This window comes from Nostoc sp. (assembly GCF_036917935.1).
Taxonomy (GTDB): domain Bacteria; phylum Cyanobacteriota; class Cyanobacteriia; order Cyanobacteriales; family Nostocaceae; genus Nostoc.
This window is the reverse complement of record NZ_JBALEL010000068.1, coordinates 380,252-395,647: the sequence shown is the minus strand read 5'-3', so window position 1 is coordinate 395,647 and position 15,396 is coordinate 380,252. Positions and strand designations below refer to the sequence as shown.

Here is a 15,396-nt window from a genome sequence, read left to right as displayed (position 1 = left end):
ATAAGCATTAATTATATACTTAGTAGTATATAGTACTTTGAAGTACGTAAACTTGATTAGCGATCGCTCTTGGGAAAAAACTTTTTGGTTTACTGAGTATTGTAATTCAGTGGTCTGATGAAGATAAAAAGTACATTGTCAGCCTACCTGAGTTTGGCTCCTATGCACACACTCATGGAAATACCTACGCGGATGCTCTCAATAATGGTGAGGCAGTGCTGGAACTTTGGAAGTCTCTTTAAACTCGGAAGTTGCACCTTTGAACTCGGAAGTTGAGCCTCTGAACTCGGAAGTTGAGCCTTTGAACTCGGAAGTTGCACCTTTGAACTCGGAAGTTGAGCCTCTGAACTCGGAAGTTGAGCCTCTGAACTCGGAAGTTCCACCTTTGAACTCGGAAGTTGAGCCTCTGAACTCGGAAGTTCCACCTTTGAACTCGGAACTTCAAGAGCAAAAGTTCAAAACTCGGAATTTTTAGAATTCGCAAACAAATAAAGAGTCAAGTTGAACAAATATGAGAGGCAATTTAGAGGACGTTTGAAAAGTCCTCTTGTTGGTATCAAAACATTTTAGATCCCCCTAAATCCCCCTTAAAAAGGGGGACTTTGATTCCGGTTCCCCCCTTAAAAAGGGGGGTTAGGGGGGATCTAAAAGTGCCTAAATTCACACCAAAACACTTTTCAAACATCCTCTTAGCGCCTCACCTTGACACAGCTACTACTTTATTTCTCAAAATCATAGCTAGGTAATCCAGTAACGTCAGTTTGGAGAGCAAACAAATCACCTGAGTAGAAACTTTTTTCTATCTCCCCTTGGCTGAGTCCAACTGAAGCAGTGGTAATGTAGAGTGTTTGCAAATCTTCGCCGCCAAAAGTACAACTGGTTGGTAATTGCACAGGTAAATTTATCCTCAATATTTCTTCACCCTTAGGGTTAAAACGAATCACACACCATCCATCCCACATGGCTGACCAAATATTTCCTTGACTATCTATCGTCAAACCATCTGGATAGAAAGATTCATGAGTTAAATCAATAAAAATCCGGCGATTAGTCATGCTAGCCGTTACTGAATCAAAGTCGTAAGCATATATTTTCTGCTGAGGAGAATCACTCAAATAAAACGTTTTTTCATCGGGACTCCACCCCAGACCATTAGAGATAGTCAAACCCGTTTCCATTACATGCAATGAACCGTCACGATCGTAGCGATAGAGGCTAGCCTGGGGTTTTTCTAAAGAACACATTGAGCCGAACCAAAAACGTCCTTGAGAGTCACATTTGCCATCATTCAGACGGTTATCTGACAGATTTCCTTCAATTTCCAAAATAGGAGTAACTTCACCTGTCTGGGTGTTGAGGAATGCCAGGTGATGACGCAGTGCCATAATTAATCTATCTTTACCTGCTGTTGCGATCGCGCCTACCACATCTCCCACATCAAAAAACCTGTTTTCCCGCGTAGCAGGATTGAACTGATGCACTCGATAGTTAAAAATATCGACCCAGTACAGTAGTTTCCGGGTAGAATCCCACATTGGCCCTTCACCCAAGCGGGCACGAGCTTCTAGAACATTGTGGAGTGGATATTGTCCCATAAGTAGTTAATTTAAAGATTAATTATAAGTATATATTTTTACTTAGTCTCTGCTTAGTCTCTACTATTTAATTATTGGTTTAACTTAATAAATTCTGGATTTTATACTTTATTATCATTCTTTTGATTCTAAACCATTTTGATGATAATAATTCGGGTTGAAACTTACTATAATTTTTTCTTCTAAATCATAATTACATTCCAAATCTCTATCTTCATCTAAAAAATAAGCACTTTGTTTATAGCATTCCGTAACTATTAAAATAAAATCTTTAATACTTTGACAAATTATATATAAGACATCATCTTTAGGAGTCCATACAACTGATTGATCGTCTGACAAAGTTCTGACGCAATAGTAATCACCTCCGCTACCGTATAAAAAAGGAATCATATCTGGTTGCCATCCCCAACAGTCTGGATTTTTATGTACGCTATGCAAAAGATTTATAACGCTATCTACTTTATCAATTTCGATTAAATCGTATCCAGGAAGTAAATATGTAGGAAAATCAAAATTTTTAGGAAGTTCCAAATCATATCCTTTAACACATGAATATATGGCGATTAAACCTTCAGGAATTGGATGAGTTGTAATGCTATTCTGAATTTCATCATCTAGTAAACCTTCTTTTAAAACAGCAATGTATCCAGGTCTTTGTTTTTCAATAATTTCTAGGAGATTTCTGAAATATTGTTGAATATTTTCGCGAACGTTCATTTTCAAAAATTTGTCTTTTGATTTTAGCCAAACCTTTGCCCCGATCCGTTAACTTAAAGTTAGTCGGTCAGGATTCCCCTTATGTACCAAACAGACCCGCCGCGCCCTCCAAAAGAAACTCTACCTACAATGTACGATCTTCCCAGTGAATACCCGGAGGACTCTGGTTTGCCTGACGAATTTCACCTTTTTCAACCCCAACTTCTGCGCGAAACCTTCTATCCACCTAACTATCCAGCAGAGGAGGTTTTTGTTGCCACCGACTTAAACCTTTACTATGACCTCCGGCATACACTGTGGTACAAACGCCCGGACTGGTTTGCTGCTGTGGGAGTTTCGCGTCTCTACGAACAGCAAAACTTGCGTCTCAGTTATGTTATCTGGCAAGAAGGGGTTGCTCCTTTTGTAGTGGTAGAATTGCTTTCTCCTGGCACTGAAAAAGAAGACTTAGGACAAACTCTGCGGGAGATTAACCAACCGCCAACCAAATGGGAAGTTTATGAGCGGATTTTGCGAGTTCCTTACTACATTGTGTTTGACCGCTACACTGACAAACTCCAAGCATTCCAATTAGTTGCAGACCGTTACAGCGAATTGGATTTGAGTACCCCACGGGTCTGGATGCCGGGTTTGGAACTGGGCTTAGGGCTTTGGCAAGGTTCTTACCAACAAATTGAGCGATTGTGGCTACGTTGGTATGATGCATCTGGGAATTGGCTTCCCACTCCCGTCGAACGAGAAAGTCAACGCGCTAACAGATTAGCCGCACAACTGCGAGAGTTAGGCGTTAACCCTGATGAGTTATGAAGATGCAAAAAGCATCAGTCAACTTAAGAGGATGTTTGAAAAGTATTTGGCTGTGATTTTAGGCACTTTGATCCCCCCTAACCCCCCTTAAAAAGGGGGGAACCGGAGTCAAAGTCCCCCTTTATAAGGGGGATTTAGGGGGATCTAAAATATTTTGATACCGACAAGAGGACTTTTCAAACAACCTCTAAGCGAAACGGGCGAATTCTATTCGCCCTGGCTACTGCACAGCGATGTACCCTTAATACCCTTAAACATTTTTACTCACAACGCTTGTAAAATCTCGTCATCTACAGAGAAATCAACATCAGCTTTATCTTTTGCATTAGCCAAATAGTCATTTTGCAGAGAGTCTTGTAAACCAGAAATCAAATCATATTCAGGATGCCAGTTTAATTCTGTTTGCGCTTTATTCACCGAAGCAAAGAAATGCTGCACCCGCATCGGAAAAGCTTTACGCTTGCCAAAATCAAACTTTTTCGGGTCGTAATGAACGATTTTTACAGCATCGGGTGATTTACCAGCCGCCACAGCGCTAGCACGGGCTAAACCATCAAAAGTGACAAAGCGATCGCCAGAGATATTATAAATCTCTCCTATGGCTTGTTTATTGCCCAAAACCTGAGTCATTGCTAGTGCCAAGTCTTTTACATGACCTAGCTGGGTGATATGCAAGCCATTTCCGGGGATAGGAATGGGGCGATCGCGCACAATTCTGTCAAAAAACCAGCCTTCCAACTCATTATAATTACGAGGCCCGTAAATATAAGTAGGACGAATGGAAGTAAAAGGCAATCCCAATTGAGTCAGATAAGCTTCTGTTTCATGTTTACCCTTATGGCGACTTTTAGGATCTACCAGATCGCCTTCTATGTGGGGTAATTGGTCAGATTTGAGATACACTCCCGCAGAACTCATATACACAAAATGTTGCACTCGGTCTTGAAAAATCTCTGCTAGTGGTTGAGTATCAGTAATTTCCCGTCCATTATTGTCAAAAATGACATCAAAATTTTCTTGTGATAACTTTGCTTTTAATTGAGTAGCATCCGTGCGATCGCCTATAATTTGTCCTACTCCCTGTAAAGAAGGTGCTGGCCGATTCCCACGATTGAACAGCACCACCTCGTGTCCTTGTTCCACTAATAGCTGAGTCAAATAGACACCAATGAACCGAGTACCACCCATAATCAGAATTCGCATAAATTCACCCTTTCTATATCAGTTTTCATCAAGGGAGTAGGGACTGGGGACTAGGAGGATAAAGAGAATAACCCATACCCAATCCCCAATCCCCACCCAATCCCCAATCTGAGATTATCAGGTTGCAGCATCCATCTGGAACCTATGAGGAAAAGATTCCGTCCTATGTGGTAATCTGGGGCGCTTCCCTTTAATTAATCACGTCATCAAGTTAGCCTTTGTATTTTCCATTTATTCAAGTTAGCTGTGCCCTTGAAATATGCTCTGGTTCATGAGTGGTTGACACCCAAAGCCACCGGTGGTTCAGAACTCGTTGTCCGAGAAATTCTGAATCACATTGATGCTGATTTGTATGCTCTCATCGATTTTGAATCCAGCAATCCTGAAAGTTATCTATACAATCGTCAGATTGGCAAGACATTTCTCCAGGACTTTCCCTATGCCCGCAACGGTATACAAAAATACTTGCCTTTGTGGCCCTTGGCAATTGAACAATTTGATTTGCGGCATTATGACGTAATTCTGTCTTCATCCCATGCTGTTGCCAAAGGAATCCTTACCACTCCCGAACAGATGCATATTTGCTACTGTCACAGCCCGATGCGCTATGCCTGGGACTTAACCTTTGATTATCTGCGCCACAGCAAAGTGGGTAGTGGTTTTGCTGGGTGGGTGACGCGATATTTATTACATCGTTTGCGCCAGTGGGATGTATTGAGTGCCAATCGCGTTGATTACTTCATTGCCAACTCGCAGCATACAGCTCGGCGGATTTGGCGTTGCTATCGGCGAGAAGCAACAGTCATTTACCCACCCGTGAATATTGCGGAATTTCCATTTCTGTCTGAGAAAGAGGACTTTTACCTGACAGTTTCCCGATTAGTGAGTTATAAGCAAATATCCTTGATTGTCAAGGCTTTTAATCAACTAAAACGACCATTAGTAGTCATTGGTACAGGAGATGAAATGAACAAGATTCGCGAGATGGCAAACTCCAACATCCAAATACTGGGATGGCAACCCGATAATGTGGTAAAAAAATATATGTCTAGGGCTAAGGCGTTTGTGTATGCAGCTTGTGAAGATTTTGGGATTGCCCTAGTGGAAGCACAGGCTTGCGGCACGCCAGTAATTGCCTACGGTGCAGGAGGTGCTTTAGAAACCGTGCGAGATATCCGCTCTTGTGGGGATACAGGGACAGGTATATTTTTCAGGACGCAAACAGAGGCGGCTTTAGTGGAGGCAGTAGAAAAGTTTGAAGTTTATAAGGGTTCGTTCAGTTCTGAGTATATGCGATCGCACGCCGCGCAGTTCTCACCGCAAATTTTTGCAGATCGTTATTTAGATTTTGTAAACTTATGCAACGAAAAAAGACCATTTTTGCAATGATGGTCTTAATTAATGTCTTATTTTTTTAGGCTTTTGGCAATTTCCCCCAGAAGCACCTCATTTTGGCTTTAATATTGGGACTATGTGTGGTGTGGATTATTAAGGAGTATGATGACTGCCCAGAGCTCACTCCTCTCCGGCAAGCGAGGCGTAAGGCAAGACACTAGAGCGTCTACGCGTTTCTTAAAACGCGGTCAAAAAACAAAGACGCCAAAAGTTAAGCCCAAAGGTTTATCTTTTCAGGGTTTAAACGGAGAGTTTGCCAAACGACTGTTCGATATAGTGTTTTCGCTGTCGGTATTAATTTTGTTCTTCCCCGTCTACTTAATTTTGACCTTGCTGATTGCCTTTAGCTCAGAAGGGCCAATTTTTTATGTCCAGGAACGGGTAGGGAAAAATTACAAAGCGTTTAATTGTATTAAATTCCGAACAATGGTAAGCAATGCGGACGAAATCCTCATGCAAATGATGGAAACATCGCCCGAGTTGCGACAAGAATTTGAGAGCAGTTTTAAGCTGAAACAAGACCCCCGGATTACCAAAATTGGCCGATTTTTGCGAATTACTAGCTTAGACGAATTTCCCCAGTTCTGGAACGTTTTAAAAGGGGATATGAGTGTAGTCGGCCCTCGACCTCTGGTAGCAGAAGAACTGCCAAAATACGGTTATCACATTGATGAGATTTTAACAATCCGTCCAGGAATTACTGGTTTGTGGCAGGTGTCTGGGCGTAATGACATTCCTTACCCTCGGCGAGTCCAAATAGACCTGCATTATGTCAAATTTAGGAATTTATGGCTTGATTTATGGATCATCTTGAAAACTGTTGATGTGGTAATTCTGCCCAAAAATAACGGGGCATACTGAGTAACTACTTAGGGTGGATTCTGTGGGGCAGTTAATGCCCCTAAGTACCAATTCTTTCCCTAAGACTAAACAATTATTTATCTTTATTTATATAGTTATTTATAATTTGTGCCTTTCTACTTAACTCAAACTTCTCTGAGTGTATATCTGTAGTTCATTTTGCCTTGATGCGGGATTTTTGCCAGAAATCTAATTTCAAATACCGATTTTATTAAGTCTTCACAAAACCAGAGAGATATGAAGCTTTGACAAAAAAACAACGCACATAAAAATACTCTCGATCTATCTGGTAAAAAAGAAAATATACATAATTAAACAATCTTGAGCTATCTCAGGTTGGGCTTACGTGTTAAATTACTTTTTATTAAGTATATTTATTTACGAAAAAAGTCTTCTAACAATAATAACTCGTAGGTTTCCCATTAGGCAATTCAGCAATTAGTTGCTAGGTTGTATCAGATTAGCTGTAACTTTTTAATCAAAGACAATAAGGGATACTTGAGCATGACGCAACAGAAGCGAGCGTTGATTACTGGTATTACTGGACAAGATGGTTCATATCTAAGTGAGTTTTTGTTGGAACAAGGTTATGAGGTTCATGGGATTATTCGCCGGACTTCTACCTTCAACACAGACCGCATCGATCACATTTACGAAGACCCCCACAAAGAGGGAGTGCGGTTATTTCTTCACTACGGTGACTTGACTGATGGTACGACGTTGCGGCGCATTTTAGAAGAAGTTAAGCCAGTAGAGATTTACAACCTCGGCGCTCAATCCCATGTTAGAGTCAGCTTTGATTCACCAGAATACACGGTGGATACTGTAGGAATGGGAACGCTGCGTCTCTTGGAAGCAATTCGAGACTACCAACATCGTACCGGAATTCAGGTGCGATTTTACCAGGCGGGTTCTTCAGAAATGTACGGTTTAGTACAAGCAGTACCTCAAACTGAGACAACGCCCTTTTATCCCCGCAGCCCTTATGCTTGTGCGAAAGTTTACGCCCACTGGCAAACTATAAATTATCGTGAGTCTTATGGTTTGTTTGCTTGTAACGGTATACTTTTTAACCACGAGTCACCCCGCCGTGGTGAAACATTTGTAACCCGCAAAATTACTAGAGCAGTGGCTGGTATCGTTGCTGGTAAGCAGAAAAAAATTTACATGGGTAATTTAGACGCCAAACGAGATTGGGGCTATGCGAAGGATTATGTTAAAGCAATGTGGGCGATGTTGCAGAAAGACCAGCCAGACGATTACGTAATTGCTACTGGTGAAACCCACTCGGTGCGGGAGTTTTTGGAACTGGCATTTAGTTATGTGAATCTCAATTGGGAAAATTATGTAGAGTTTGATGAGCGTTACCTGCGTCCATCGGAGGTAGAGTTATTGATTGGCGATTCTACCAAAGCACGGCAGAATTTGGACTGGGCACCATCAATAACCTTTGAAGAATTAGTTTCCTTAATGGTAGAAGCAGACTTACAAGCATTGGGTCACACTTCACCCAATGGAAACGGTTCACAATTTCCAGATGATATTGCGACTATTCGTCAAAAACTGGGCGCTTTCCACTTCTGATTCGGATCACAGAGGATAAAAATATGACCGCCTTAGAACTAAAAAATAAACGCATTCTTGTCACTGGTGGGTCGGGGTTTCTAGGTCGTCAGGTGATAGATCAACTCTGTATTGCAGGGGCTGATCGTGAGAAGATTACCATACCGCGATCGCACGATTCCGATTTGCGTGTCTGGGAAAATAGCCAACGTGCAGTTGACCAACAAGACATAATTATTCACCTAGCAGCTCATGTCGGTGGTATCGGTTTAAACCGTGAAAAACCCGCAGAGTTGTTCTACGATAATTTGATCATGGGAACCCAGCTAATTCATGCTGCCTATCAAGCTGGAGTAGAAAAATTTGTTTGTGTTGGTACAATCTGCGCCTATCCTAAATTCACTCCAGTGCCATTCAAAGAAGATGATCTTTGGAATGGCTACCCAGAAGAAACCAACGCCCCTTACGGAATTGCAAAAAAAGCGCTTTTAGTCCAATTGCAATCTTACCGCCAGCAGTACGGTTTTAATGGGATTTATCTACTGCCAGTAAATTTATATGGCCCGGAAGATAACTTTGACCCTGAAAGTTCCCACGTGATTCCAGCATTAGTTCGCAAAGTTCACGAAGCCAAAATTAAAGCAGAAAAGCAACTTCCAGTTTGGGGTGATGGCAGTCCCACCCGTGAGTTTTTGTATTCAGAAGATGCCGCGCGGGGGATTGTTATGGCAACTCAATTATATAACGAATCGGAACCAGTTAACTTGGGAACTGGTTATGAAATCTCCATCCTTGATTTAGTAACTCTAATCTGCGAATTGATGGAGTTTAAGGGTGAAATCGTGTGGCAAACTGACAAGCCTAATGGTCAACCCCGCCGTTGTTTAGATACTGAACGCGCCCAGAAAGCCTTTAATTTCACAGCTCAGGTGAGCTTTGAGGAAGGGCTAAGGAATACCATTGAGTGGTATCGTCAACACGCTGCATAACAATGTACTGGTGAATATAAAGTGATACAAGCTGGGCGATACCCAGCTTATTTTTTTGACGATATAAATAAATTTTTATGGACAAAGTTAATCATCAACTAAATAAAGCACAACTGCGCCGCACTCTACTCAAAACACGTCAATCAATGTCCGTTGGAGAATGGAGAGAAAAAAGCGATCGCTTATGCTCTCATTTACAAAACTCTACTTTGTTCACCCAAGCAAAAACAATACTCGCTTATTTCAGCTTTCGTCAAGAACCTGACCTTAGTCCACTATTTGCCAACACCAAATACCGTTGGGGATTTCCTCGCTGCATTGATAAATCCTTATGTTGGCATATTTGGACACCTAACGATTCTGTCCAAAGCGGCGCTTATGGCATTACTGAACCCTACCCCGACGCTCCAATCTTAGATGCTGCTGAAGTAGATTTGATTCTTGTCCCCAGTGTAGCTTGCGACTATCAAGGATATCGCCTCGGTTATGGCGGTGGATATTACGATCGCTTGCTCAGTTTACCGCAGTGGCAGACAAAGCCGACTATCGGAATTGTCTTTGATTTTGCCTATTTGTCCCAAATACCTATTGAACCTTGGGATAAACCACTACAAGCTGTTTCTACAGAAACCGGATTGACTCGGAAAGGTTGAAGGATTCAGGATAATGAAGACATCTCATAAAATGTTTTATGACTAATCCAACCTCATCTACCACTGAGCAGGAAGCAATAATCGACGAGATTATAGCGAGTAGTCTCCAAGCTCAACAAAAAACAGGCCCAGACCTCCGCCAAATTCATAGCAAAAGTCATGGACTTCTTTGGGGAGAGTTCATTATTGAACCCAATCTTCCTGAAGACCTGAGAGTAGGTTTATTCAAAACGCCCCAAACCTATCCTGCGTGGATTCGCTTCTCTAGTGGTGGTTCGCCTGAAAAACGTGGTAAATTCCACTCCGATAGCCAGCCTGATGTTCGTGGTATCGCCATCAAGGTGATGAATGTGGACGGGCAAAAAGTGCTGGATGATGAAGAAAAAACTCAAGATTTTATACTCAACAATTATCCTACTTTCTTTACCAAAGACGTTCGTGATTATGCTGATATCTCCAAAGCAGGTAGTGGAGGACTTACCCCAGAACGGCTGGAAGAACTTGGTTACGCCTTTGTTATCTTGCAAAAAATTGTCAGCCACAAGGTAGGAAATCCACTTTTGATTCAATATTGGAGCATGGCTCCGTTTAAATTTGGTAGTCGTATTGTAAAATTATCTGTCAAATCTCAACAGCCTGAACAACCACCGGAAATACTTCCAGAATCAGAAAATTACCTCCGAGAAACGCTGGTAAAATATTTGACTGAAGAAGGTCGAGAAGCGTCTTTTGATTTCCTAATTCAGTTTTATGTAGACGATGAAAAAACGCCGATTGAAGACCACGTTCAGGAATGGCAAGAAGCAGATTCACCGTTTATTAAAGTTGCAACTGTTCGCATTCCTAGTCAGACATTTGACTTGGAAGAACGCAAACGCTTAGATGAGGGTTCGCTGTTTTCCCCTTGGCATACACTGTTAGAGCATGAGCCTGTTGGAAGTGTAAATCTCTCTCGCAAGAGGCTTTACAGCGAACTTGCAAAGTATCGACGAGAACAAATTGCCCAACGCTTGCGTGAACCACAGCCTTATGTAGCGGTTGAAGATTAGCTACTGTGAATTTGCTTAAAACAGCAAGATAAACTTTTGAAAGCTGTGTGTACAAAATCTGACTTTATACCAATTATATCTGATTAGTGAAAATTGAAAGACTAAGATTTCTGACTTTTTAAATAAGTCAGGAATCTGGTTTTTCAAGAAAACAGAATGGGACGTGCAAAATTCACGCCCCACAAGAGTTATTGTGAATTTGGTTATGCAATTTAGATAACTTTCAGCTTAATCATTGCTATTTTTTAATTTACGTTGCAATTGTTTTAGCGATTGATACATATCTGGTAGGCGACCATAAACAGCACATACCTTGAGATATAGTTTATGAGGAATGGCTGGAGTTCCAGAGACAATTTCTCCTGCTGCAACATCGTGTAAAATGCCAGTTCGAGCCGAAGCGATCGCCCCATCACCAATTTTCGCTTGATTGGCAATTCCTACTTGCCCAGCTAGGATTACCCGATTCCCAAGTTTTACAGCGCCTGCCATCCCAGCCTGACCGGCGATCGCACAGCCGGCACCAATTTGGCAACCATGAGCTATTTGCACTAAGTTATCAATTACTGTATTGCGACCTACCCGTGTTTCTCCGACGGCTGGACGGTCAATGGCGGTATTGCAGCCAACTTCCACGCCATCTTCTAAGACTGTATAGCCAGATTGTTCCATTTTGAACCAACCAGTCCGGGTAGGAACAAAACCAAAGCCTTCTGCACCAATGACAGCACCACTGTGAATGACGCAATCTGCACCGATGCGGGTGCGTTCGTGAATGGTACAGTTGGCGTGTAAGGTGGTGCGATCGCCGATTTTGGCATCTGGATAAATCACCACATTCGGATGAATGATTGCACTGTTGCCAATTTCCACCCCTTGTTGAATCACAGCATGGGGGCCAATATAAACATCACTACCAACTTTTGCGGTGGAGTGAATCACAGCGGTAGGATGAATTTCTGGGATGGGGCGATATGGTTGGTAAAAAAGTGCGATCGCTTTGGCAAACAACAGTCGCGGATCTGAGGTCGCTATCCAGACAATACCCCTTTCCTGTGCAAGCACCTGTAATTCTTCGTCTTGGGGCAAAATTAAAGCACTAGCATTAGTATTGCCGATAAAAGACGCAAATTTTGCACCTTCTACGTAGCTGATAGTACCGTTGCTAGCTTCATCAATGGCTGCTACCCCGGTAATTTCTGGGTCATGGTCTGGGTGGCTAGTCAGGCTATGATTGGTGGCGGTGTCACCAAATTGGCGGAGGATTTCGCTGAATTTCATTGTTGGGTGTGTTCAAAATTGATCTACAAAGGATGGTAGCTTTATTTTTGCCACTTTGTACTAGCGAGATAATTAGTAATTAAGATAGAGATTATTCATCATCCAGAAAATTCGACGTTTTGAAATGATTAATAATATACAAGAATTAAGAGAGCGCTTGCTCGGCTACTGAATTACCTAAAATTTTGTCTTCAACATTTCTCATCTTTGCCAGGATATCTGTTGGGTTGCTGAAGATGACGACAGAGGAGGGCATAATGCTCGTAATCTGAAAATTTCCTCAAATAAGCATAATTCCTATCTTTACGAAACAAGGTTGGAGACAATTGTACGGCAAACTCAAGAATTAGATACTCTGTTTGATTCATGACTATCCTCTATCAATTGATAAGTTCGTAGTAAGGATTTTAGTGCTTAGAAGATAAGGACTTTAGTCCTTACTACGAACTCCCTTAAGCTGTCATAATCCCTGTAGCGAGACTAGTCGCTAGTCGCCATTGCTATCCCTGCTAAATACCCGGTTGTCCAAGCACTTTGGAAGTTAAACCCACCGGTGACGCCATCAATATCTAAGATTTCTCCGGCAAAATAAAGACCAGGAATTAATCTACTTTCCATCGTCTTGAAATTGACTTCTTTAAGTTTGACGCCGCCACAGGTAACAAATTCTTCTTTGAAGGCTCCTTTACCGTTGATTAAATATTGTCCCTGAGTGAGTTCTTGCACCAATTGATTTAAGGTTTTACTAGATATTTCTGCCCAACGGTCTTCTGTGGTAATGTTTGCACGGGCAATGATATATTGCCAGAGACGATGGGGTAGATCAACGCCGCGATGCAATGCGATCGCTTTCTTTCCCCATTCATCCTTAACTGCTAAAACTTTTTCTCGCACTTGTTCTTGTTGCAAATTAGGCAGCCAATTAATCAATAATCTGGCTTGATAGCGGCTTTCGTGCAGAACTCTCGCACCCCAAGCAGAAAGCTTTAGAACGGCGGGGCCACTCAAACCCCAATGGGTAATTAGCAATGGCCCAGTTTGTTGTAATTGGGATTTTCCACCCGCAGATAACCGCAATTGGGCAGGGTTAACGCTAACTCCAGCCAATTCCCTCAGCTTTTGATCGAGAATATTGAAGGTAAATAACGAGGGTACTGGCGGTTCAATTTGATGACCTAACTCTCGGACAATTTTATAACCCACAGGGCTGCTGCCGGTCGCCAGAAGTAAGCGATCGCATTTAATCGGATCTCCCGACTTCAGAAGAATTTCAAACCCCCCATCTGCTGCGGTTTGTTTCACCGAAGTTACATGTGTACCGATACGGAGTTTTACCCCAGATGTCGCCACCGCTTTAATCAGACATTCCACAATGGTTTCTGAAGAATTGGTGACAGGAAACATCCGGTTATCAGCTTCAGTTTTGAGATAGACTCCACCAGCAGCAAACCAAGCTACTGTGTCTTGAGGCCCAAACCGAGTCAAAGCACCCCGCAAAGCTTTTGCACCTCTGGGGTAATTTTGCACTAACTCCTCAGAGTCAAAGCAAGCGTGAGTAACGTTGCAGCGTCCGCCACCAGAAATTAACACTTTCGCTAGGGGTTGGCGACTAGCTTCCAGTAAAGTAACTTGGGCATCAGGATTGGCTTTAGCACAAGCGATCGCACCAAAAAATCCCGCTGCCCCACCCCCAATAACTACAATTTGTAACGGTAACAATTTCAAAAATGTCTCTTTTACAGCACCTACTCTCTAGGCTAGCTGTTATTTTCACTCTTCATCAGGTTCAAAGTCGTCTTTTGTCGCACCGCAAGTTGGACAAGACCAATCTTCTGGTATATCTTCAAAGGCTGTTCCCGGTGCTATGTCGCTATCTGGATCGCCTTGTTCTGGGTCATATATATAGCTGCAAACAGTACATTTATACTTTGCCATGTTCGTTTCCCCTCGTAAATTGTTGGCGTTGCTTCCCTATTAAATACTTTTGGCAGTGAGTCAAAATAAGCACGCTACAATTCTTAAACGAGACTACGGCATGAGAATCATCAAATAAAGGCGTGTACCTTTGGGGGAAATTTCTGAGATTATAAGAAATCAGATTAAAAACGCCACCATGTCCTTTGGGCGTAACTGATAATCCCGATCGCGATCGCCCCAAGTAGCAGTAGCCAAATAATTCCACCTGGAATAAAAGTGAGAATACCAAAGCCTCTTAGTACCCAGACGGCGACGCTAATGCCGAGAAGGATACCAAAAATCTGGATTAATCTACGATTTAAAGAAGATTGATTCACCTAATTTTCCTCTCAACTCAACAGAGATTACACTTGATATTGATAATTAAGATATGAAGTTACGATGAAGTTGCAGTTTCATCAGAAATAACACGTAAAAATCGAGAGATACTATCCAAACATGGGGGTAAGCTACTTGATATTAAGTCGTGTTTGTGCCATTCTAGCTGTTAACAACGCAGTTTTTCATCTACAAGTATTACTTTCAGAAAACTCACTTAAGTATTAATTATGTTAATTGTGATAAGAAACACAGTTTTTACAGTGAAGTGACTGAAATAATTAGCAACAAATCACCTTTTCCGGAAAAGATAAGTATTAGACTGGAACTAATTTAATGGGTTGGATCTAAATCAAGTTTTATGGCTTGTAGTTTTAACTCCATTTAGGTGGATGAGTTGAGGAGTAACTTAAATCATTATGTCTGCGTCTTATATATCAGATTCAATTATTGCAGGTTCAGATATGGCTTGGAGTCAAGACAAGCAAAAGTTGCTGGTACAAGGTGAAATTTTGGTAGAAACGCGATCGCACAAGACATCGGGTGGCGCGGTGACAGCCTGGATGTATGTACCGATGGTGCGATCGCACGTTTGGCAGCAATTAACTGATTATCCCCGCTGGGTGCAATATTTTCCCGATATCACCAAGAGCGAGGTAATACATAAAGGTGAAGTCAAACGTCTGTATCAAGCAGCACAAAAAGCCTTCTTCTTTTTCACGGCTCAAGTGGAAATTTACCTCAACGTTGTAGAAGTGCTGGGGCAGCAAATCCAATTTCGCATGATAAAAGGGACTTTTGAGGACTTTAACGCCAATTTAGAACTAAAAGATTGTGGTAATGGCACAATACTTGCTTATACTGTGCAAGCTACACCTCTGATTCCAATTCCATCTATTTTTATTCAACAAGCGATGAATTTTGAGTTGCCTGCAAATATGCGTAAAATGCGACAAGTTATGTGTAAGACTGAATAAAAAATTCA

The 15,396-nt window shown here is 41.9% G+C and carries 16 protein-coding genes; 9 read left to right on the top strand and 7 right to left on the bottom strand.

What is annotated here, in order from left to right:
• Window positions 1–226: 226 nt before the first annotated feature.
• Entirely contained in the window at window positions 227–475 is a 249-nt protein-coding gene (locus tag V7K62_RS31430) for a hypothetical protein (RefSeq protein ID WP_334871135.1), read from the top strand.
• 244 nt (window positions 476–719) lie between these two features.
• Here the strand turns inward: V7K62_RS31430 and V7K62_RS31425 are convergent, their stop codons facing one another.
• Window positions 720–1,595: an SMP-30/gluconolactonase/LRE family protein gene (locus V7K62_RS31425; RefSeq protein WP_334871133.1), complete on the bottom strand. Its 876-nt coding sequence runs from the start codon at window positions 1,593–1,595 to the stop codon at window positions 720–722.
• 114 nt (window positions 1,596–1,709) lie between these two features.
• Window positions 1,710–2,315 (bottom strand): SMI1/KNR4 family protein, encoded by a 606-nt coding sequence (locus V7K62_RS31420; protein ID WP_334871131.1) that lies wholly within the window; start codon window positions 2,313–2,315, stop codon window positions 1,710–1,712.
• Between the two features lie 81 nt (window positions 2,316–2,396).
• On the opposite strand from V7K62_RS31420, the gene V7K62_RS31415 reads away from it, so the two are divergent.
• The gene (locus tag V7K62_RS31415; RefSeq protein ID WP_334871130.1) at window positions 2,397–3,122 is read left to right on the top strand and encodes a Uma2 family endonuclease; all 726 of its coding nucleotides are present in this window, start codon (window positions 2,397–2,399) and stop codon (window positions 3,120–3,122) included.
• A gap of 264 nt (window positions 3,123–3,386) precedes the next feature.
• On the opposite strand, the gene V7K62_RS31410 is transcribed toward V7K62_RS31415, so the two are convergent.
• The gene (locus V7K62_RS31410; protein WP_334871129.1) at window positions 3,387–4,325 is read right to left on the bottom strand and encodes an NAD-dependent epimerase/dehydratase family protein; all 939 of its coding nucleotides are present in this window, start codon (window positions 4,323–4,325) and stop codon (window positions 3,387–3,389) included.
• A gap of 246 nt (window positions 4,326–4,571) precedes the next feature.
• On the opposite strand from V7K62_RS31410, the gene V7K62_RS31405 reads away from it, so the two are divergent.
• From V7K62_RS31405 to V7K62_RS31380, 6 genes are all read left to right on the top strand, one after another.
• Window positions 4,572–5,714, top strand: coding sequence for a glycosyltransferase (locus tag V7K62_RS31405; RefSeq protein WP_334871127.1), 1,143 nt, complete (start codon window positions 4,572–4,574; stop codon window positions 5,712–5,714).
• Between the two features lie 111 nt (window positions 5,715–5,825).
• Window positions 5,826–6,581 carry a sugar transferase gene (locus V7K62_RS31400; protein WP_334871157.1) on the top strand — a complete coding sequence of 252 codons (756 nt, stop codon included), beginning with the start codon at window positions 5,826–5,828 and terminating at the stop codon, window positions 6,579–6,581.
• 504 nt (window positions 6,582–7,085) lie between these two features.
• Entirely contained in the window at window positions 7,086–8,165 is a 1,080-nt protein-coding gene (gene gmd / locus V7K62_RS31395) for a GDP-mannose 4,6-dehydratase (protein ID WP_334871125.1), read from the top strand.
• Between the two features lie 23 nt (window positions 8,166–8,188).
• Window positions 8,189–9,133, top strand: a complete 945-nt coding sequence (locus V7K62_RS31390) for a GDP-L-fucose synthase family protein (RefSeq protein ID WP_334871123.1) — start codon at window positions 8,189–8,191, stop codon at window positions 9,131–9,133.
• 77 nt (window positions 9,134–9,210) lie between these two features.
• On the top strand, window positions 9,211–9,786 hold the full coding sequence (locus V7K62_RS31385) for a 5-formyltetrahydrofolate cyclo-ligase (RefSeq protein ID WP_334871121.1): 576 nt from the start codon (window positions 9,211–9,213) through the stop codon (window positions 9,784–9,786).
• A gap of 38 nt (window positions 9,787–9,824) precedes the next feature.
• Window positions 9,825–10,835 (top strand): catalase family protein, encoded by a 1,011-nt coding sequence (locus V7K62_RS31380; protein ID WP_334871119.1) that lies wholly within the window; start codon window positions 9,825–9,827, stop codon window positions 10,833–10,835.
• A gap of 228 nt (window positions 10,836–11,063) precedes the next feature.
• On the opposite strand, the gene lpxD is transcribed toward V7K62_RS31380, so the two are convergent.
• The 4 genes from lpxD to V7K62_RS31360 all read right to left on the bottom strand — a co-directional run bounded on the left by lpxD (window position 11,064) and on the right by V7K62_RS31360 (window position 14,410).
• The gene (gene lpxD, locus V7K62_RS31375) at window positions 11,064–12,116 is read right to left on the bottom strand and encodes a UDP-3-O-(3-hydroxymyristoyl)glucosamine N-acyltransferase (RefSeq protein ID WP_334871117.1); all 1,053 of its coding nucleotides are present in this window, start codon (window positions 12,114–12,116) and stop codon (window positions 11,064–11,066) included.
• Window positions 12,117–12,596: 480 nt separating this feature from the next.
• Window positions 12,597–13,835 carry an NAD(P)/FAD-dependent oxidoreductase gene (locus V7K62_RS31370; RefSeq protein ID WP_334871155.1) on the bottom strand — a complete coding sequence of 413 codons (1,239 nt, stop codon included), beginning with the start codon at window positions 13,833–13,835 and terminating at the stop codon, window positions 12,597–12,599.
• A gap of 51 nt (window positions 13,836–13,886) precedes the next feature.
• Window positions 13,887–14,051, bottom strand: a complete 165-nt coding sequence (gene rd, locus V7K62_RS31365) for a rubredoxin (protein WP_334871115.1) — start codon at window positions 14,049–14,051, stop codon at window positions 13,887–13,889.
• A 164-nt stretch (window positions 14,052–14,215) separates the two neighbouring features.
• Window positions 14,216–14,410 (bottom strand): hypothetical protein, encoded by a 195-nt coding sequence (locus tag V7K62_RS31360; RefSeq protein ID WP_334871113.1) that lies wholly within the window; start codon window positions 14,408–14,410, stop codon window positions 14,216–14,218.
• Between the two features lie 420 nt (window positions 14,411–14,830).
• Between V7K62_RS31360 and V7K62_RS31355 the strand changes: the two genes are divergently transcribed.
• Window positions 14,831–15,388, top strand: coding sequence for an SRPBCC family protein (locus V7K62_RS31355; RefSeq protein WP_334871111.1), 558 nt, complete (start codon window positions 14,831–14,833; stop codon window positions 15,386–15,388).
• Window positions 15,389–15,396: the final 8 nt, after the last annotated feature.

Bases quoted from the DNA above. Each gene is read 5' to 3' on its own strand.
- V7K62_RS31410 (WP_334871129.1), bottom strand. From the start codon at position 4,325: ATGCGAATTCTGATTATGGGTGGTACTCGGTTCATTGGTGTCTATTTG.
- gmd (WP_334871125.1), top strand. From the start codon at position 7,086: ATGACGCAACAGAAGCGAGCGTTGATTACTGGTATTACTGGACAAGAT.
- lpxD (WP_334871117.1), bottom strand. From the start codon at position 12,116: ATGAAATTCAGCGAAATCCTCCGCCAATTTGGTGACACCGCCACCAAT.
- V7K62_RS31355 (WP_334871111.1), top strand. From the start codon at position 14,831: ATGTCTGCGTCTTATATATCAGATTCAATTATTGCAGGTTCAGATATG.
- V7K62_RS31425 (WP_334871133.1), bottom strand. From the start codon at position 1,595: ATGGGACAATATCCACTCCACAATGTTCTAGAAGCTCGTGCCCGCTTG.
- V7K62_RS31380 (WP_334871119.1), top strand. From the start codon at position 9,825: ATGACTAATCCAACCTCATCTACCACTGAGCAGGAAGCAATAATCGAC.
- V7K62_RS31390 (WP_334871123.1), top strand. From the start codon at position 8,189: ATGACCGCCTTAGAACTAAAAAATAAACGCATTCTTGTCACTGGTGGG.
- V7K62_RS31420 (WP_334871131.1), bottom strand. From the start codon at position 2,315: ATGAACGTTCGCGAAAATATTCAACAATATTTCAGAAATCTCCTAGAA.
- V7K62_RS31400 (WP_334871157.1), top strand. From the start codon at position 5,826: ATGACTGCCCAGAGCTCACTCCTCTCCGGCAAGCGAGGCGTAAGGCAA.
- V7K62_RS31385 (WP_334871121.1), top strand. From the start codon at position 9,211: ATGGACAAAGTTAATCATCAACTAAATAAAGCACAACTGCGCCGCACT.
- rd (WP_334871115.1), bottom strand. From the start codon at position 14,051: ATGGCAAAGTATAAATGTACTGTTTGCAGCTATATATATGACCCAGAA.
- V7K62_RS31415 (WP_334871130.1), top strand. From the start codon at position 2,397: ATGTACCAAACAGACCCGCCGCGCCCTCCAAAAGAAACTCTACCTACA.